Origin of the sequence: Oceanidesulfovibrio marinus (genome assembly GCF_013085545.1) — a bacterium.
Taxonomy (GTDB): domain Bacteria; phylum Desulfobacterota; class Desulfovibrionia; order Desulfovibrionales; family Desulfovibrionaceae; genus Oceanidesulfovibrio; species Oceanidesulfovibrio marinus.
This window is the reverse complement of sequence record NZ_CP039543.1, coordinates 2,031,738-2,051,041: the sequence shown is the minus strand read 5'-3', so window position 1 is coordinate 2,051,041 and position 19,304 is coordinate 2,031,738. Positions and strand designations below refer to the sequence as shown.

General features: G+C 63.7%; 15 protein-coding genes. 8 read left to right on the top strand and 7 right to left on the bottom strand.

Annotated features, from left to right (window positions below):
• Positions 1–17 precede the first annotated feature (17 nt).
• From E8L03_RS09160 to E8L03_RS09135, 6 genes are read left to right on the top strand one after another with little or no spacing between them, the layout of a single operon-like run.
• Positions 18–1,766: a methyl-accepting chemotaxis protein gene (locus E8L03_RS09160; protein ID WP_171267174.1), complete on the top strand. Its 1,749-nt coding sequence runs from the start codon at positions 18–20 to the stop codon at positions 1,764–1,766.
• 9 nt (positions 1,767–1,775) lie between these two features.
• Positions 1,776–4,271 carry a hybrid sensor histidine kinase/response regulator gene (locus tag E8L03_RS09155; RefSeq protein ID WP_171267173.1) on the top strand — a complete coding sequence of 832 codons (2,496 nt, stop codon included), beginning with the start codon at positions 1,776–1,778 and terminating at the stop codon, positions 4,269–4,271.
• 14 nt (positions 4,272–4,285) lie between these two features.
• Complete coding sequence (gene cheB, locus E8L03_RS09150; protein WP_171267172.1) at positions 4,286–5,374, top strand: chemotaxis-specific protein-glutamate methyltransferase CheB; 1,089 nt, start codon at positions 4,286–4,288, stop codon at positions 5,372–5,374.
• Between the two features lies 1 nt (position 5,375).
• Positions 5,376–8,402 (top strand): response regulator, encoded by a 3,027-nt coding sequence (locus E8L03_RS09145; protein WP_171267171.1) that lies wholly within the window; start codon positions 5,376–5,378, stop codon positions 8,400–8,402.
• A 10-nt stretch (positions 8,403–8,412) separates the two neighbouring features.
• Positions 8,413–8,712 (top strand): STAS domain-containing protein, encoded by a 300-nt coding sequence (locus E8L03_RS09140; RefSeq protein ID WP_171267170.1) that lies wholly within the window; start codon positions 8,413–8,415, stop codon positions 8,710–8,712.
• Positions 8,713–8,718: 6 nt separating this feature from the next.
• A complete protein-coding gene (locus E8L03_RS09135; protein ID WP_144233534.1) occupies positions 8,719–9,252 on the top strand; it encodes a chemotaxis protein CheD in 534 nt (177 codons plus the stop codon).
• An 89-nt stretch (positions 9,253–9,341) separates the two neighbouring features.
• Here the strand turns inward: E8L03_RS09135 and E8L03_RS09130 are convergent, their stop codons facing one another.
• The 4 genes from E8L03_RS09130 to E8L03_RS09115 form a co-directional block, all read right to left on the bottom strand.
• On the bottom strand, positions 9,342–10,199 hold the full coding sequence (locus E8L03_RS09130; protein ID WP_171267169.1) for a zinc metalloprotease HtpX: 858 nt from the start codon (positions 10,197–10,199) through the stop codon (positions 9,342–9,344).
• A gap of 190 nt (positions 10,200–10,389) precedes the next feature.
• The gene (locus tag E8L03_RS09125) at positions 10,390–11,571 is read right to left on the bottom strand and encodes an ABC transporter substrate-binding protein (RefSeq protein ID WP_144233536.1); all 1,182 of its coding nucleotides are present in this window, start codon (positions 11,569–11,571) and stop codon (positions 10,390–10,392) included.
• A 136-nt stretch (positions 11,572–11,707) separates the two neighbouring features.
• A complete protein-coding gene (locus tag E8L03_RS09120) occupies positions 11,708–12,793 on the bottom strand; it encodes an alanine racemase (RefSeq protein WP_171267168.1) in 1,086 nt (361 codons plus the stop codon).
• Between the two features lie 7 nt (positions 12,794–12,800).
• The gene (locus E8L03_RS09115; protein ID WP_171267167.1) at positions 12,801–14,852 is read right to left on the bottom strand and encodes a SpoIIE family protein phosphatase; all 2,052 of its coding nucleotides are present in this window, start codon (positions 14,850–14,852) and stop codon (positions 12,801–12,803) included.
• 196 nt (positions 14,853–15,048) lie between these two features.
• Between E8L03_RS09115 and E8L03_RS09110 the strand changes: the two genes are divergently transcribed.
• Positions 15,049–15,774, top strand: coding sequence for a PP2C family protein-serine/threonine phosphatase (locus E8L03_RS09110; protein ID WP_171267166.1), 726 nt, complete (start codon positions 15,049–15,051; stop codon positions 15,772–15,774).
• A 67-nt stretch (positions 15,775–15,841) separates the two neighbouring features.
• Here the strand turns inward: E8L03_RS09110 and E8L03_RS09105 are convergent, their stop codons facing one another.
• Both E8L03_RS09105 and E8L03_RS09100 read right to left on the bottom strand, forming a co-directional pair.
• Positions 15,842–16,666, bottom strand: coding sequence for an alpha/beta fold hydrolase (locus E8L03_RS09105; protein ID WP_171267165.1), 825 nt, complete (start codon positions 16,664–16,666; stop codon positions 15,842–15,844).
• 319 nt (positions 16,667–16,985) lie between these two features.
• The gene (locus E8L03_RS09100; protein WP_144233541.1) at positions 16,986–17,420 is read right to left on the bottom strand and encodes a hypothetical protein; all 435 of its coding nucleotides are present in this window, start codon (positions 17,418–17,420) and stop codon (positions 16,986–16,988) included.
• A gap of 293 nt (positions 17,421–17,713) precedes the next feature.
• Between E8L03_RS09100 and E8L03_RS09095 the strand changes: the two genes are divergently transcribed.
• On the top strand, positions 17,714–18,118 hold the full coding sequence (locus E8L03_RS09095; RefSeq protein WP_144233542.1) for a response regulator: 405 nt from the start codon (positions 17,714–17,716) through the stop codon (positions 18,116–18,118).
• Positions 18,119–18,158: 40 nt separating this feature from the next.
• Here the strand turns inward: E8L03_RS09095 and E8L03_RS09090 are convergent, their stop codons facing one another.
• Positions 18,159–19,250: a two-component system sensor histidine kinase NtrB gene (locus tag E8L03_RS09090; protein WP_171267164.1), complete on the bottom strand. Its 1,092-nt coding sequence runs from the start codon at positions 19,248–19,250 to the stop codon at positions 18,159–18,161.
• Positions 19,251–19,304 lie beyond the last annotated feature (54 nt).

Sequence of the window (19,304 nt, the reverse complement as noted above, 5' to 3'; positions counted from 1 at the left end):
TAGGGAGAACAGCACCCATGCAGTGGAGAGATATTTCAGTAGGCGGCAAGCTCGCCCTGGGATTCGGTCTGGTAATCCTGCTCCTTGTACTCGTCAGCGTGCGCTCGGAGATGGGGTTGGACCATTCCGGCAAAGCCTACGAGAACGCCTTGGACAGACTTTCGCATCGATATAACCTCAAGGCCAAGGAAAACGACCATCTGGAGTGGACGGCCGCTCTGATGCAGGGGCTGATGGCGCGGGACTTCTCCAGCGTGCATGTGGAGGAGGACTATCACCAGTGCGCCTTCGGCCAATGGTACTACAGCCCTGAGCGCATGGAGCTGGAGACGGATCTGCCGGCCTTGCGCCAGCCTCTGGAGGCCATCGAGGCGCCGCACATCGCCCTGCACAAAAGCTACGCCAGGATGCGAGCCCTGTATGCGCAGCTCGGCGACGCCGCCTACGACGACATGCGGATGGTCTATCTACAGGACACCACGGAGCATCTGCGGCAGTTCCGGCTGGCCCTGGACAATGTGCTGGACATCCTGCAACGCGCGTCCGCGCGTACGGAAAATATCGCCAAAGAAGATTCCCTGCAGAACCGCATCATCATCTGGATCGCCACGGGCGTGGCTATCCTCCTGGCCATTATCATGGCCTACATCATCACGGTTTCCATCACCAGGCCGCTGGGCCGCGTGGTGCGTGCCGCGGACGAGATAGCCGGCGGCGATCTCGACGTCACCCTGCCCAAAGGAAGCAAGGACGAGCTGGGCGTGCTGTCCAACGCCTTCCAGCGCATGGTGGCCTCGCTACGCACGCTTTCATTAGGCATGGACTCCGTGGCCCAGGGCAATCTGCGCGTGGAGATAACGCCGCAATCGGACAGCGACACCATGAGCCGGGCCATGCACACCATGGTCAACAACCTGCGGGAGCTTACCCAGCAGAGCAGGGAGGCCATCGACACCCTGGCCGCCTCCATCGGCGAGATCTCCGCCTCCTCGGCCGAGTTCTCCTCCAGCGCAGCGGAGACCGCCACCTCCGTAACCGAGACCTCCACCACCGTGGATGAGGTCAAGCAGACGGCGAACCTGGCCAACAAGAAGGCCAAGCAGGTGATGGACAACGCCCAGGAGGCCCTGCGGCGCGCGGGCGACGGCAAACGCTATACCGAGGACATCATCCAGGGCATGTCCCAGATTCGCGAGCGCATGGACTTCATTGCCCAGAACATCATCAAACTTTCGGACAAGAGCCGGATGATCGCCGAGATCATCGAGGCAGTGAACGACATTGCGGACAAGTCCAACATCCTGGCTGTGAACGCCTCCATCGAGGCCTCCAAGGCCGGCGAGGAGGGCAAGGGATTCGCCGTGGTCGCGCGGGAAATTCGCAACCTCTCGGAGCAGTCCAAGGAGTCCACGGCCCGTATCCGCAGCATTCTGGAAGACATCAGCAAGGCGACCTCCACGGCCGTGCTGGCCACCGAGGAGGGCACCAAGGCTGTGGCACGCGGCGAGGAGCTCTCCTCCCACGCCGGCGAGGTTATTCTGCAGCTGGTGAACAACGCCAACAAGGACGCGCAAGCCGCCTCGCAGATCGCCGCCTCCAGCCAGGAGGAGCTTCTGGGCATGGAGCAGGTGTCTCAGGCTATGACCGCCATCAAGGAGGCCACGGAGCAGAACGTGGAAAGCGCCAGCCAGCTCGAAAAATCGCTCGGCATCCTGGAAAATCTGGTGCAGGGACTCACCAGAATCGTGCAACGCTACAAGTACTGATCAGGGCACATGAACACAGGCGACAGCGCACTGCACAAAAAGCTTTTGCAGGCCTTTCATCTGGAGGCCGGTGAGCGTTTGCAACGGCTGGGGACGCAGCTCCTGGCCCTGGAGGAAAAGGTGCGCGAAGGCGCGCCGGACCCGGAAGAGCCCATCTACGCCCGGCTTGTGGAGGATATCCATCGCGAGCTGCACAGTCTCAAGGGAGCCAGCCGCACCGTGGGGCTGCTGGACATAGAGCAGCTCTGCCAGCACGCCGAGTCCGTGATGAGCGCGGCGAAACGCGGCGAAATCTCGCTGGCCGCCTCGTCCTTCGATGTTCTGCACGCAGCCACCGCTTTGGTGGAGCAGCTTGTGGAGAAGCCGGACGCCGCCGGCGCGGAGGCCGAGAAGCGCCTCCATCAGCTCGTGTCCATGCTCCAGGCGCTGGCCGCCGGCCAGGATATCGGACCGAGGCCGGTTCAGTCCTGGGAGACAGGCGCTCCGAAGCAGGAATCTCCGGAGGTGGCGGAATCCCTTCCGGAGGAGCCGCAGCCGCAACAGGACAGGAGCGAGGAGCCCTCCATCCAGTCACCTGTTCAGCCGCCCGCGCAATCGCATGGGACTGACGGTGAACGCCGTACCGCAGAGTACGGCAGGCTGCCCGGCACCATCCGCCTTGCCACCGAGGATATCGGCGCAATCCGCGCCATGGCCGAAGACCTCCAGTCCACCCGCATCTCACTCTCACGCCGGGTCCGCGGCATGCGCGAGGCCGTGGAGTCCCTCCAGGTTCTCGAAGGGCTGTGGTCTGAGGCGCAGTACGAGCAGAGCTCGCGCATCGACAACCCGTCGGCGTTTGCTGCCCAGGAGGCGGCCGGCCCGAATGGTGTTGCCCACGCTCCGGTGTATGCACTGCGGCAGGCGGACGCTCCGGGGGCCCCCGTCCTAGCCGTTTCCGCGGTGAAGGCCGGCGGACAGCAGGGCGAAGCCATGGAGGCTTTTCTGGAGGCGTGCCGCACCGATTTTTCCGGCCTGCGCGACCAGCTCAGCACGCTCTGGCGCGGACTGGAAAGCGACCGCCGGGAGCTGGAGAAGCAGGTGTCAGAGCTGAACGAGGCCATGAAGCAGGTGCTGCTCATGCCCATCGAGGCGCTGACGGCCCAGTTTCCACGCATGGTGCGCGACCTGGCCAGGCAACAGGGCAAGGAAGCCATCTGCGAGGTGGACGGCGCGGACATCGCCATGGATCGCCGCATCCTGGAGCTTCTGAGCGACCCCTTCCTCCATGTGCTGCGCAACGCCCTGGACCACGGTATCGAGACTCCCGGTAAGCGCCGGGCCGCCGGCAAACCGGAGGCTGGCGTGGTGCGCATCCATGTGGAGCGCCAGGGCGCCGGCCACGTGCGCATCGACGTCAGCGACGACGGTCGGGGCATGGATGTGGAGGCGCTGCGCAAGCAGGCCATCCAGGCCGGCAAGATCGACGAGAAGCACGCACGCGAGATGAGCCGCGAGGAAACACTGGGTCTGGCTTTTCTTTCGGATCTGTCCACGGCCAGGGAGGTGACCACCATCTCCGGCCGCGGCCTGGGCATGGCCATTGTGCGCGGCCAGGTGGAGCAGGCGGGCGGCCATGTGGGCCTCTCCAGCCGGGAGGGCACTGGTTCAACCGTGACCTTCGTGGTCCCGGTCACGCTCACCTCCTTCAGCGGCGTGGTGGTGGCTGCCGGAGGCAGGCGATTCGTCGCGCCCAAAAACAACGTGCTCCGGCTGGTGCGCGCGGACCCCTCCATGATGCGCGTCTCCGGCGGGCGCAAGCTCTTTTTCAACGACGGCGAGATGGTTCCCATGGCCAACCTCACCGAGGTTCTCTCCATTCCGGAACGCGACGCCGGGGAGCAGGAAGCGCGCGACGTGCTCATTGCCAGCGCCGGCGGCGAGCTGGCCGCCGTGGCCGTGGATGAGGTGCTGGAGGAGCAGGATGTGATGCTCAAGGACCTGGGGCCGCAGCTCAAACGCGTGCGACATATCGCCGGAGTCACCATGCTGGGTACGGGCGAGCTGGCCCCGGTCTTGCAAATGAGTGACGTGATCGCGGCGGTGGCGCGGCCCGGCGCGCGGCTCTGGGCTCCGCCCAAACCGGCCCCCGAGATCAAGCCCGCATCGCGCATCCTGGTAGTGGAGGACTCCATCACATCGCGCATGCTGCTCAAGAACGTGCTGGAGGCCGCCGGCTACGAGGTGACCACGGCCGTGGACGGCATGGAGGGCTTTGCCACGCTGAACACCGTCCCGGTGGACCTCGTGGTGTCCGACGTGGAGATGCCGAGGCTGGACGGCTTCGGCCTGACCGAGAAGATTCGCGCCGAGGCGCGGCATGCAGGCCTACCCGTGGTGCTTGTGACCTCTCTGGAGTCCAGGGAGCACAAGGAGCGGGGTTTGAACGCAGGAGCAAACGCCTATATTGTGAAGAGCAAGTTTGATCAGAGCAATCTGCTTGAAGTCATTCATTCTTTGCTGTGAAGGATTGATCGGACGTGGCAAGGACAGGCAAAGACAAAGACAGTCGTATCGGGGTGCTCATCGTCGATGATTCCACCGTGGTCCGGGAAGCCATGCGCTACGCCGTGGAGTCGGACCCGGAACTCTTCGTCGCCGGGTTGGCCGCCAACGGCCGGGAAGCCATCGAAAAGACGCGTTCCCTGGAGCCGGACGTCATCGCCATGGATTTCCATATGCCGGACATGAACGGCATCCAGGCGACCCGGCAGATCATGCAGGAGACGCCCACCCCCATAGTCATCGTCTCCGGTCTGCTGGACCCCAAGGAGGCGTCGGCCAACTTCATGGCCCTGGACGCCGGGGCCCTGGCCCTGCTCGAAAAGCCGCGCTTTATCGGCGCGGAGCAGCAGCAAGCCCTGGGCGAGATCGTCAAAACGCTCAAGCTCATGAGCGAGGTCACGGTGATCCGCCGTCGTCCGGGCAAGGAAGAGCAGCCAAAAATCCAGCCGGGACCTGCGCGAAGGGATATCCACGCCGGCAAACGGGGCCCGTTCTCGCTGGTGGCCATAGGTGCCTCCACGGGCGGCCCCCAGGCCATATCGCGCATCCTCTCTCTGCTGCCGGCAGACTTCAGCCTGCCCATTCTCATCGTACAGCACATCGCCCCGGGGTTTCTGCAGGGGCTCATCCACTGGCTCAACGCGCAGACCCCGCTCGAAGTGGAGACTGCGCTACACGGGAAGCGGCCTCTGCCCGGCCATGTCTACTTCGCTCCGGACGGCGCCCATCTCGGTGTCGGCCGCGGGAATGTGATGCTGCTTTCGGATGCGGCTCCGGAGAACAACCTCAGACCGTCGGTCTCCCACCTGTTCCGTTCCGTCGCCAATGTGCTGGGCGACAAGGGGGTCGGCGTGCTGCTGACCGGCATGGGCAGCGACGGCGCGGCAGAGCTGGGCGCCATGCATGGCAAAGGCGCGCTCACAGTGGGCCAGTCGGAGGAGTCGTGCATCGTGTTCGGCATGCCCCGCGCAGCCCGAGACGCCGGCGCCGCGGACCTGATGCTCTCTTTGGATGATATAGCGACTATGTTGATAACTGCCCATAACAACACAAAAAGTAGCTGACATGAATACACCCGAAGATTCGGAACATACTAAGAGCGCGCGCAGTGTTCTTGTTGCGGAGGACAGCCCGACCCAGGCGCTCCGGCTGCAGTTTTTTCTGGAAGAGCAGGGCTACGAAGTCACGGTTGCCGGAGACGGCAGGGATGCGCTGGAGTCCATCCGCAACAACATGCCGGACGCCGTGATCAGCGACATCATCATGCCGGAGATGGACGGCTACGAGCTCTGCCGGCGCATCCGATCCATGCCGGACAGCGACGACCTGCCCGTTATCCTCCTCACCAGCCTTTCCAACCCCCAGGACGTGCTCAAGGGACTGCAGTGCGGGGCCAGCGCCTTTGTCACCAAGCCCTACGACGAGTACTTTCTGGCAGATAAGCTCGAATACTTTCTGGAAAACCGCGGCGCGGCGCAGCAGGAGGACAAGAACGGCTCCTTCGAGGTGCACTATCAGGGCGGCATCCACACCATCGCCTCCACCCGGCGGCAGATGTTCGACCTGCTTCTCTCCACCTATGAAAACGCCGTGGACCAGAGCAAGCGGCTGGACCAGGCCAACGTCCGGCTCAAGGAGCAGCAGGAGCTGTTGCAGGAGGTGCTGTTCTCCCTTTCCTCGGACATTGCCGTGCTGGACAAGAATGGCTCCGTGGTGGCGGGCAACTCCCGCGCCGACACGTTGCAGAGCTCCTGCGTGGGCAGATACGCCCCTTGCGCCGTCGGCGGAAACTACCTGGAGCATCTCGAAAAAACCATCGAGCAGACCTCCGACGGCGACCCCGAGCTAGGCATGGAGCTGGCTCAGGGCATCCACTCGGTGCTCGACGGCGGGTCCGACCACTTCGCACGCGAGTTCATGGCCAGGGACGGCGACGGTACACGCTGGTCCTACATGGACGTGACCTCGCTGCGCGGACGGCAAGGCGGCGCTGTGGTCTCGGTGCTTGACGTTTCCGACCTCAAGCGCGCCGAGGAAAACCTGCGCGATCAGCGCAATCTGCTGTCCACCATCCTGGCGGTGAACCCCGATCTCATCGTGCTCAAGGATGCGGAGTTCCGCTACCGCGCGGCCAACCCGGCGTTCTGCGCGTTTATGGGCGTGGCCGAAGACGAGGTGGCCGGCAAGACCGATTTGGACCTCTTCCCCCTGGATGTGTTCACTCGTTTCGACGAGGCGGACGCCGCCGTGATGCGCTTGCAGTCGCCCCAGTCCGAGGATGTGCAGCTCACCCGGCCGGGCACGAACGAGAAGGTCTGGCTGCAGATCGTGCGCACGCCTGTGCGGGATTCCGAAGGCGCCATCAATGGCGTGCTCTGCTCCATGCGCGACATCACCTCACGCAAGAAGATGGAGCACGAGGTGGTCAAGGCCAAGGAGGCGGCGGAACAGGCGACCCAGGCCAAGAGCGAGTTCCTGGCCAACATGAGCCATGAGATCCGCACGCCCATGAGCGGCATCCTGGGTATGATCGAGCTCATCGACTCTACGGAGCTCACGGATGAGCAGCGGCAGTACATGAACATGGTCCGCCGCTCCGCGGACAGCCTGCTGGCTCTGCTCAACGATATCCTCGACTTCTCCAAAATCGAGGCCGGCAAGATGGAGCTGCGCGAGGAGGACTTCAGCATCAGCGACATCCTCCAGTTCGTGGAAAAATCATTCGCCGTGCAGGTGGCGCACAAAGGGCTGGATCTGTCCATCCAGATTGCTCCAGGCACCACGGACAGCGTGCGCACCGACCCGGCCCGTTTGCGGCAGGTGCTCTTCAACCTCATGAGCAACGCCGTGAAGTTTACCCAGGAAGGCGGCATCAGCCTGACGGTGACGCCTCTCGGGCCCGGCGAGTGCCCGCGCCCGGATGCGCCCGTCTGCCTGCGGTTCGATGTGAGCGACACGGGCATAGGCATTCCCGAAGAGCAGCAGGAAAAGCTCTTCCAGAGCTTCACTCAGGTGGACGGCTCGTTTCGCCGTGTGGCTCAGGGCACCGGTCTCGGCCTCTCCATCTCCAAGCATCTGGTCCAGCTCATGGGCGGCCGCATCTGGCTTGATTCGGAGCCGGGCAAGGGCAGCACCTTTTCGTTTACCATGGGATTCGACAAGGCGCAGTCGGAGCCTACGCGTATGGATTTCGGCGACGAGGCGGCGCTCAGCCCCGGACAATCCGCCGGGACCACGGTGCAGGTGGCGCAGCCGGCGCAGGATGCCGGCGAGCTGCATATCCTGCTGGCCGAGGACAACCAGGTGAATCAGCTTTTCTCGGTGCGTATCCTGCAACGCCAGGGACATACCGTCACGGCCGTGAATAACGGCCGCGAAGCCGTGCGGGCTCTGGCCGAGGACACGTATGATGTTGTGCTCATGGATGTGCAGATGCCGGAGATGGACGGCGTGGAGGCCACGCGGCACATCCGCGCCGGCGGTTTGGAGGAGAATGGCGAGCTCATCAAGGTCACGGATTCCGGCATCCCCATTATCGCGCTGACCGCCCACGCCATGAAGGGAGATCGCGAACGTTTCATGGAGTGCGGCATGGACGAGCATGTCTCCAAACCGTTGAACCTCGCCGCCCTCAACGATGCCATTGCCCGCGTCGTCGGGGATAAGAAAGGGGCGGCCGGCGGCGCGCCCAGGCCGGAAGTGTCCCCGGCACCGGAGCAAGACGCCGTGGACGATGCGAATGTTTTGAATACGGAAAAGACATTGGCCAGGATTCAGGGGGACATGGAGTTCCTGGTGCTGCTCTACACGACATTCACCAGCGACCTGGAGGAGCGGCTGGCCAAGTTCGAGCGCGCCTTGGCCGAAGGCAACACCGCAGCCTTGCAGAAGTACGCCCACTCCCTCAAGGGAGCCTCTGCCACCATCGACGCGCCCGGTCTGCACGAAAGCTCCTTTGCGCTGGAAATGGCGGCAAAAGAAGGCAAAGATGACGCGGAGCTACGCAAAGCGTTCGAGTCGGTTCGCTCCGAGCTGGAGCGCGTAACCAAGGCCATAAACCGCAAGATTGAGGAATCCGGCGGAAAAAGCTGAGGAGATGGACGTGGAGAGCAACGACCTGCCCACCCGCAGGGTCCATTGGCGCGGCGATCTGGTGGGAAACGCTTCCGGGCAGATAGCGCAGATTCTGGATGAGGCGGCTGAAAACGGCCTCTGCGAGCTGGTGCTGGACATCGCCGGCGTGGAGATGGTCGATTCCCGCGGATTGAGCCAGCTGATCGGCCTGGGGCTGGCCCTGCAACGCGAAGGCGGCAGGCTGACCATTGCGAACCCGAAACCGGAGATCGCGGCCCTGCTTGCAGAAATGCGGCTCGACAGCCAGTTCGAGGTGCAGGAGCCCTGAACTTCCGTGAATGAAATCCGCGCATTTCCGCTACGGCACCTCGAGCCTCGTGAGTGCTTTATTTCCCGGACGCCTACGCTGATCAGCACTGTTCTGGGGTCGTGCGTGGCCATCACCGTGTTCGACAAGCGGACCAAAATCGGGGGCATGGCGCACGCCTTCCTCCCCTACGCCAAGGACTACGTGTCCGATCCCGGGTACCCCTGCAAGTTCGTGGACGCCAGCGTAGACTATCTGATGCGGGTGTTCTCGCGGCTGCGCGTGGAGCATTCGCGGCTGGAAGTCAAGGTGTTCGGCGGGGGCGACGCCTTGAGCCAGTGCCAAGTGCATCGGGGCACGGCGGGCTGTAGCCGCTCCTGGGCAGGCGTCGGCCCACGCAACGTGGAGGCGGCGCGGGAGGTCCTGGCAAAGCGCGGCCTGCGCATCGCGGCCGAGGACGTGGGCGGCGTGCTGGGCCGCAAGGTCCTCTTCCTCACTCATACCGGCGGCGTGTGGGTGAAGAAGCTCGACAACGGATACGCAAAGAACAACTGCCGCTGAGAGCGGCGGCGGTTTCCAAGGTTCCCAAAAAGAACGGCCGGCAGGGCGAATACCCGTGCCGGCCGTTTTTCATTGCAATGCTCTGATGTTTACGCGGTCTGGCCCGCCATCCGGCGCAGACGCGCAATGCGTTCCTGGATGGGCGGGTGGGTGGAGAAGAGGGACATGGCCCGCTTGCCGCTGAAGGGGTGGACGATGAACATGTGCGAGGTCGCCTCGTTGCCCAGGCGCATGGGCCGGCGTTTGCCGTAGGCATCCAGCTTTTCCAGGGCGCTGGCCAGGTACAGGGGGTGGCCAGAGAGCTTGGCCCCGGTGTCGTCCGCCAGATACTCCCGCGAGCGGGAGATGCCCATCTGCACCAGCATGGCGGCTATGGGCGCGACAAGGGCCAGGATAAGCGCGGCAAAGGGGTTGCCGCCTTCGCCGTCACGTCCGCCGATCCCACCGAAGAAAAAGGCGAATCGTGCGAACATCGCCAGGGACATGACCACGGAGGCGAGCACGCCCGCAATTGTGGAAACCAGGATGTCGCGGTTTTTGATGTGGCCCATCTCATGCGCCAGCACGCCGCGCAGCTCCTCGGTGGAGAGGATTTCCAGAAGGCCCTGGGTCACGGCGACCACGCCGTGCTCCGGATTGCGGCCTGTGGCAAAGGCGTTGGGGCTGTCTTGCGGCACGATGACCACGCGCGGCTTGGGAATGTTCGCCTCGCGCGCCAGATCCGACACAATGGCGTGCAGGGCCGGGGCGTCCTGGGGGGCCACCTCCCTGGCGCGGTACATGGCAAGCACGATCTTGTCCGAGTACCAGTAGCTGCCCACGTTCATAACCAGGGCAAAGGCGAAAGCGAAGAACAGACCGACGCGGCCGCCAAGGGCGCCGCCGAGAAACAGGATGATGCCCGTGAGCAGACCGAGCAGGAGCACTGTCTTTATTTGACTCGTCATAGCTTGTTTTCCTCTTTGATTCCGCGGGGATTCATGCGGCATGAAAGGGCGCGGGAAACAGCACCGCGGGGATTCATCGCGAGATAGTAAGCACGCTGCGCCGCAAGTCAATGCAAAACGCCGCGCCAAACCCGATGCGAACGGGCCGGCGCGGCGTGAAAAGAGCGTGCGCTCCACAGTGGGGCGGGGCCTATTTGGCAGGCGGCGCTTCCTCGATGTTTTCGTAGATCTCGTCCGCGGCCATGAGGATGTCCACAGGCGGGTCGAAGCCGATGCGCTCCGCCGTCTTCAGGTTGATGGCGATCTTGGGCGGCGCTTCGAACACCTGGGTGAGCAGCCGGGGGGTGGCGCCGTTGAGGATCTTGGCGATGGTCTTGGCGTGGAAGTCGCCCACGTACTTGAAGCCGGCCTGGGCTATGGAGAGCAGCACGCCGTGGCGCACCTCGTCGGACCCGGCCATGGAAAAGGTGGGGACGTCGTTGGCGAAGAGCGGGGCCAGCAGCTCCGGGAACTTGTCCAGCTGCATGCCGTTGTTCTCAGTCAGGTACATGGCGTCCACCTTGGGAGCCAGCTCATCGAGGCAGGTCTGCAGGTTGCGGAAGGCCTCGCCCGAGTGCACGTCCAGCATGGTGGTGCAGGGCACGACCTCGAACCCGCGCTCCGCCGCCACGGTTTTCACGTCGTCCAGCGCGGCGTAGGTCCGGCCGGCCATGGTGTCTTCATAGACAATGCCGAGGCGCTTGAAGCCGATGATGTCGTGGAAGAGCCGCACCTGGCGCAGATAGCGGGTAGGATCGAGCCGCGCGTTGAGGTGGTCTAATCCGGAGTCGTCCGCGCTCTTTACGATACCAGAGCCCAGGGGGTCGGAGGAGGAGAGGACCACGGTGGGCGTGCTCACCTCGGAGGTCGCCAGGTCCTGGCCGGCCCAGGTGCCCATGGCGATCATCAGGTCGATGTCGCCTTTGTTGAGCCGCTCGATGACCTCGGCGCGAAGCTGCTCCCGCGGCGGGGCCTCGTCCCAGTTGCCGGACCAGAAGGCGTCCGGCGCAAACTCGATGTACTCGCTGTCGGCGTTCTTGGCGAGGTACTCCCAGAGCTTGTGGGCGTCTTCCGGGCTGATGTCCTCGGGAAAAGTCAGCGGTTTCAGCCAGTCCAGATCGACGAGCCCCTTGACCGTGGCGATGAGCGTGGCCGGGTACTGGCTGTAGGGGCCGCCCTCCAGATAGCCGAGGCGCCACTTGGAGCCGTCGGGCTTGGCAGCGGGTGTGGTGGGGAAATCGTCGTTAGGAGCGGCGCTTGCGCCGGGGGCAAGGCCCGGCGCCAGAACAAGGACCAGCAGAACGATGCAGAGTCGAGCGAGCGTGCGTATCATACGATGTTTCCTTTACGATTCGTCCATGTGTTTCTACTCGAAACAGTACGGCTCGAAAAAGTGAGGATCGCCGTCGCGCGGCTGTCGCAGCTCCGCGGGGGCTCGAAAAAGCAGCATAGACGGCTTCGGTACGAGGTCAAGAAATACCTGCCAGTGCGGCGGTATGGCGACGTTCCAGGTAGCGCGAGTGGAAGGCCCGCGCCAGGGCCTCGTAGCCCATGCTGAATAGCAGGCGGTCCCCCGGTTTCGGGACAGGATCGGCCGACTCCACGTCGAACACGGCGTAGTTGGACGTGGCCCCCACGTACTCCACGCCTGGCGTGCGGCAGCTGAGCTCCCACGGCTTGGTGTCCAGCACGCCGAAGTCCAGCAGGGCGCGCAGGCGCTCGCCGCGGTCCTGCGGCCGGGTCAGCTCGCCTAGGGCGTTGGGGCCGTAGGCGCCGTCTCTGCTGGTGGGCTTGCGCGCAACCTCCAGCACCTCGCCTTCCAGCAGCACCGGGTCGGGCGTGAGACCGGCGACCGGCACGTGCTCGTCCTGGAAATGGCCCAGCAGCAGGGTTTCGCCCAGGCGCAGCTCGGTGGCGTAGGCGGGCAGCTCGTGCTCCGCCATCCAGGGGAGCAGGATAGAGCCGCCGAGGGAGAGCACATCCGGCGTCCGGCCCAGAACTCTCGCAGCCTCGGCCGCGAGGAGGTCCATGCACTCCATGGCCTCGTGCGACGGCCGCAGCCCGGTAAGACAGCCGAAGTTGGTGGCCAGCCCGGCCACGCGGAAAAGGTCGTGCTCCAGGGAGACGGCCTCGCGCAGGATGCCGGAGAGCTGCGCAGGAAGGCAGCCTTCGCGCAGGTCGCCCACATCCACGAACAGCACCACCTCGTGGGGTATGCCGGCCCGTTGCGCGGCCAGGGAAAGGGCGCGGATGGCCGCAGGCTCCGACACGAAGGAGCGGTATGCATGCGCCACGATGGCCTCTGCCCGGGAGCAGGGTGGCATGGTCAGCAGCACGGCGCGTTCGCCCAGGGCCTCGTGCACGGCTTGCACGCCGAAGGGATGCGCCGCGGCAGGGACTGCGCCGCCGGCGTCTCTGGCAACGCGAGCCACCTCGGCGTCGAAGCCGGCGCCCTTGAGTACGGGCAGCATGGTGAGGCCACGGCCCTCGCAATAGTCGCGGAGCCGCCGGGCGTTGTTTGCAAGGCCGTCCAGATCGATAACGAGCCGGGCCATGTGTTTCCTACGCCTCCGGTCCCTTGTATCGCACGCAGAGCATGGTGATGTCGTCGGACTGCACGGCTCCTGCGGCGTGCTCGTGCACCTTGTCCATCACGCCCTCGATGATCTCCCGTGCGCTGGCGTCTGGCATGGCGCGCACCGTCTCTTCCAGCCTGTTCTCGCCGAACAGCTCCAGCCCGGCATTCATGGCTTCGGTGACGCCGTCCGTGTACAGGAGGATGGCCTCGCCCGGAGCCAGGGTGGTGGCCAGGTGCTTGTACTGGATACCGTCCATGGCCCCGGCCATGGGGCCGCTCACGCCGGTGACCCAGCGGATGTCCGGTCCGATGATAATGGGCGGGTTGTGGCCGCCGTTGACGTAGTCGAAACGCCCGGTCTCCAGGTCCAGGATGCCGATGATGATGGTCACGAACATGGTGTTCGGGTTGTCTTCGCTGAGCAGATCGTTGACCAGGTTGAGCATCACGGCCGGGTCGTCGTGGCGCTCGGCAGCGACCTTCACCAGGGTCTTGGTGATGGCCATGAACAGCGCCGCGGGCACGCCCTTGTCCGAGACGTCGCCCACCACGAGGCAGAGCCGCCTGTCATCGAGGAAGAAGAAGTCGTAGAGGTCGCCGCCCACCTCCTTGGCCGAGACGAGCACGGCGTGCAGGTCGAACTCGTTGCGGTCCGGGAAGGGCGGGAAGATCTTGGGCAGCAGGCCCAGCTGGATGTCGCGGGCAATGGAGAGCTCGCTCTCGATGCGGTTCTTGGTGGCCGTCACTTCCATGAGGTTGGAGATGTTCTCGCGCAGGGAGCGCTCCATGAAGACAAAGGAGGAGGCCAGACGGCCGACCTCGTCATCGTGGTGCTTCGGCAAGTCGCCGATGGGCGAGGGCCCTTCGGCCGGCTTGGAGAAGTCCTGCTCCGGCAGGGTCATGGCGTGCCGGGCCAACAGCCGGAGCGGTCTGGCGATGTGGCGCGAGAAGGCCAGGGCCAGCAGCAGGCTGACCAGGAAGACGCCGAGGATGGAGGCGGAGATGTGTGCCAGGAGCTGCCGGGCCGGGGCCTCGATCTCGTCTACGGGGGCTACGGCCGCGATGTACCAATCCAGCGGCTTGAAGTAGGCCACGTCCGCTTCCAAAGAGATTGTACCGCCGTCCTTGCCGGTCACGGAAAAGGAGAAGGGCCCGGCTTTCTTGTCCTTCTCGGCCCAGGCCATGAAATCTTCGAGCACCGGGCGGTTGCTTTCGGTGTTCACGAGCTCGCCCATGGTGTCGGCGCCGCCTTCCAGCAGCCGGCGGATGCGGTCCGGCGCCGCGATGATGTTCTTGGAGCTGTCGAAAAGGAAGACGAAGCCTGTCATGGCGAACTCGACCTGCGGAATGTTCTGGTCGAGTACGTTCACGATCTGCTGGAGCTGCTTTTTCAGCGCGCGCTCCACGTCACCGATGTCCACGCTGACGGCGTAGACCCAGTCCCACTGCGGGAAGTAGCCGAAGAGGGCGAACCGCTTGGCCGTGCCTGTGCCGTTCAGGGTGGGCCAGGTGTAGGTGGAGAACGCCTCGCCCAGCTCCATAGCCTCGGCGCGGGCCGCCTCCAGCACGTGGCGGCCTTCAATGTCCATGAAATCCGTGGCCCTCTTGCCGCCGAGGTTCGTGCCCGGATAGGCCAGCAGGTTGTAGTCGCCGTCATAGACGAAAAAGTACTTTGTGCTGTTGGCGGGCATGGACAGCACCCAGTCGAGAGCGGCGGTCTGGGTGCGTTCCATGGAGACGTCGCCGTCCTCGGCCATCTGTGCAAAGTGGTCCAGGCCGCTTTCAAAGGTGGCGGAAAGGTCCGTGAGGTAGCGCTTGATCTCCTGGGTCTTGCCCACCTTGTCCAGCAGCAGGCCCTTGTACCGGCCGGCAACGTTGAGCTCCATGAGCTTGAGCACGTTGGCGATGGAGCGCTCCTCGGCGCTGTACATTGCGCGTCCCACATCGCGGTTGGTTATGTAGAAGACGGCGACGGCAATGAGAGCGAGAATGAAAAAGACCAGCAAAAAAATCTTTGTATTGAGCGAACGGAGCATTGTGTCTCCTGTCACAGAGCCTGTGGTGCGCGGTGGGAACGATGCCTTTGGAATAGGTGGTCGTGCGCAAAAAGGCAAGAGTTCGGAGTGCTAAGGGGTTTACAGCATTACACCTGAGCAGTAGTGAAATTGAATATGGCAGGGCTGATTCATCTCGCCGTTCATAGAAGAACTTTGCAGCAGAGGGGGCATCTGCATGCGATATACGGCTGCAACCCATGTAGGAGAGGTCCGCGCCGTCAATGAGGACCGATATCTGGTGCGCGAGGTGGACGACGGACGCTCGCTGCTGCTGGCCGTCTCGGACGGCATGGGCGGCGAGGCGGCCGGCGATCTCGCGGCCGAGACGATAGTGGATTTTCTGGAAGACGTGCCGGCAGAGGGCCTGGGCGACCCGGCTGTCCTTGTGCGGCACGTCCATGAGGTGAACGAGCTCATCCACAAGCTGGTACGGGACAACCCGGACTTGGCCGGCATGGGCGCCACGCTTACCGCGGCGTACGTTTCCGGCAAGAAGGCCGCCTGGGTCCATGTGGGCGATTCGCGGCTCTATCTATTGCGTGGCGGCGAGCTCAAACGCATTACCCGCGACCAGCGCTTCATCCAGGAGTTCATTGACCATGGCGAACTCACCGAGGAGCAGGCCAGGGATCATCCGCTGCGGAGCATGCTGAACCAGAGCGTGGGCTCCCCGGATGTGGAGCCGGTCACCGGCACGCTCGATCTCGCCGCGGGCGACGTGCTGCTCATCTGCAGCGACGGCCTGCACGACATGGTGCAAGAGGAGGCCATCGCGGAACGGCTCTCCGCCATGGCCGGCCAGGACCAGCCGGACCTGGAGACGTGCGCCGGCGATCTTGTGGAGGCGGCGCGGGAGGCCGGCGGCCACGACAACATCACCCTCGTGCTCGCCATGATCTGACGCGCCTCCGGGTGCTTATGTCCCGGAAGCGCGCCGTATTCCGCCACGGCTCTTTGCGCCGCGCCGGTCAGGACTTGATGAACGCCAGCACGTCCTCGTGCAGCCTGTCCGGCATGGTCGCGAAAAGCCCGTGGGGCGCGCCTTCGTATATCTTCAGGGTCGCGTCGGGCACGATCTTCGCGGTTTTCAGGCTGGCCGCCTGGATGGGCACGACCTGGTCGTCGTCGCCCTGCAGCACCAGGGTAGGCACGTCGAACTTCTTCAGATCCTCGGTGCAATCCGTCTCCGAAAACGCCTTGATGCAGTCATAGGTATTCTTGTGGCCGGCGCGCATGCCCATGAGCCAGAACCAGTCGATGAGCCCCTCCGACGGATTGGCGTTCGGCCTGTTGAAGCCGAAGAACGGGCCGCTCGCCAGGTCTTTGTAGAACTGCGGGCGGTTCTGCAGCGACTGCTTGCGTAAATCGTCGAACACCTCGATGGGCGTGCCCTCCGGGTTGTCCGGCGTCTTCAGCATCAGCGGCGGCACAGAGGAAAGGAGCGCGGCCTTGGCCAAGCGTCCGGTCCCATGCCGGCCTATGTAGCGGGCAACCTCGCCACCGCCTGTGGAGAAGCCCATGAGTACGGCGTTCTTCAGATCCAGAGCGTTCATGAGCTCCGCCAGGTCGTCGGCGTAGTGGTCCATGTCGTTGCCGTCCCAGGGCTGGCTGGAACGGCCGTGGCCCCGCCTGTCGTGGGCGATGCAGCGGTAGCCCCTGGAGGCCAGGAAGATCATCATCGCCCCCCAACTGTCGCTGTCCAGCGGCCAGCCGTGGCACATGACAACCGGCTGTCCCGAGCCCCAGTCTTTGTAATAAATTTCCGTACCGTCTTTTACAGTGATCCTGCCCATGGGGTGTTCTCCTTGTTGCGTATGTTGGCGTGCAATCGGGGGAGTGCACAATCTTAAGGAAAATACGCCATAGGGAAGGAAAGTTCGCGGCAAATCCGAAAGATGACCGGGTAGATGGCGGTTGGATGGCGCGTTGTATACTTCTGAACCCAATAGCGCCGGGCTCCCGGACAGGTTCGGGTAAAAAAAGACGCGGGAGTTGTATACCCGCGTCTTTTCTGGCTGCCCGTGCATCATGCAGACAATCTGGCCGCTCCATGGGGCGAGACGTATGCCCGAGGCCGGCCGGAGGGGAGAGTCCTGCTCGCTATGGAAGCGTTTACGAGAGCTTGCCGCCGCATGCCGGCGCGCTTCGCACATAGCGCCGCGCAATGAGGTCGAGGATGAGCATGGCGATGTCCATCTCCTTCCTGTTGACCGGCGTAGTGTCCTCGGCCAGATACCCTTTGAGCGGCGCCGCTTCTTGCACCAGATCGCCGGTCGCCGCGCCCGTCTGCAGGTCGAAGGCCCGGGCCAGCAGCGCAAGCAGGTAGTGCTTCCACTCCTCGTTGAAGTGCAAATGGTAGTCGCAGACGGCGCGGATGGTGAGCAGCCCGGCCACCACGCCCTCGAACGTCGTATAATCCAGACTCCATATGGCCGCGTCGTTGATGCGCGGCGGCCTGTCCGTGCGTTGCGACGGTTCGCATGGAATCTGCGCCGGCTGGGGATGCTTTCGCTCCCTGTATGCGGCCATATCCAAAATGTTCGGCATGTGCCCACCTCCCTGTGCGCTATCGCCATTGTGCGTCGCTGCCGCCAGTCCCTGGCGCAAGCTGGCGAATCGTTGCTTCCTGCCCGGCGTGTCCACGCCGGAACCGTATTCAGTGCGTCTGGTTTTTGTATCGGCGGCTTCGAAAAAAACCTTATGCTTTTGATGCAGGATAGGTTGAAAGTGTTAAATTTCTGGTGGTTGGAAATTATTACAATAATATGGGGCACTACTATTGCATGCCATAATGGAGGGGGGCCGCAATATCCGGCAACTCCATACATTTGGAGATCTTCATGACGACGGATGTGCTTATAGTGGACGATTCGCGGGCCATTTGCATGCTGATGCGGAGAATTCTGGAAAACGCGGACATGAGCGTGCTCGAAGCCGCGGACGGCAGGCATGCCCTGAGCGTGCTCCAGCGTATCGACCCGCCGGCGTGCATCGTCACGGAGATTGACCTGCCGGTGATGGACGGCGTCCAGCTCATCCGTGAGGTGCGTGAGAACCCGATCCACGCGCACGTCCCGATCGTGGTGCTTACACGGGAGAGCGATGACCGCCGCATAGACCAGGCAAAGGCCGCGGGCGCGAGCTGCATCATGAGCAAGCCCTTCGACATCGACGAGTTCCTCGATTTGATAACACCCATGGTGGAGTCGGCCAGGCAGGCCAGCGCATACCGTTCCGCCTGCTGACGGTGGTGTTGTCCGGAAAAACCGGAAAAAGGGCGGCGCGTCACAGGTGGCAGGGCGCCACGGGAAAGTTCAGATGGAAGGTGGCGCCTTGGCCCGGCGGGGATTCGGCGATGATATCGCCCTGGTTGTCCAGAATGATGTGCCGAGCTTCCGTGAGCCCCATGCCCACGGCGTGGGGTTTTGTCGTGTAAAAGGGATCAAAGATATAGGGCAGCTCGTCGTGGCCGATGCCCGGACCGTTGTCTGTGATGTTGATGAAGATGTCGCCATCCGCCGTTTCGGAGACGTGTATCTTCAGCCCGTCGGCGCCGGCCTCCACGGCGTTGTCCACGATGTGCATGGCGGCGCGGATGAGCTGGGTCCTGTCTCCGGCAATGCAGAGGGCCAGCAGGGCGGCGTTGCTATCCACACCGGGTGAGAGGTCGTACCGTTCCTGCGTGGCCCGGCGGATGTCGTCGATCATCCCACCCACCTCGACCCGCCCCTTTACAGGCGGCGCCAGGGAGGCGTAGTCGGCCACGGTCTTCACCGTCTTCTCCAGCTTGCCGCTTTCTTCGATGATGATCTCCAGCTTCTCGCGCGCATTCTCGCTGAGCTGTTCCGACTTGAGCAGCCGTTGGGTGAAACCGGCGATGGACATGATGGGGTTGCGCACCTGGTGGGCCACGGAGAGGGCGAGCTTCTTGAGGCCGTCGGCGCGTTCACGTTGCAGGATGTTCCGTTCCCACAAGAGGCGACGCTCCCGCTGCAAACGTTGGTGGGCTTCCGTGACGTCCTCCACCAGCAGGACAACGCCGGTCAGCTCCTCGCCCTCCCGCAGGAAGGATGAGACCAGAGAGAGCATCATCTGGCTGTTGGTGCGTGGGTTGGTGTACGGCACGCGGCGGTGGAAGTTCACCAGCTCAAGGCTGATGACCTCCATGAGCGCGTCGTTGAACTCGCGGTTTTCATCGCGGGAGAAGAAGAGCCCGCCCCAGGACGACGTGGTGAGCTCCTCCATGGTGTAGCCGAGGATGGAGGTCAGCGCCGGGTTGACGACAACGACCTCGCCGTCATGGCCCACAACCATAAGCCCCAGGGCCATGGACTCCAGGATGTTTCGGGTGACGGCCTGTTTGAGACTCTCGTCCATGATGGGTTGCCTGATGTTGAGAGATTACCGATTACCTAGTTTTTTTGCATGGAT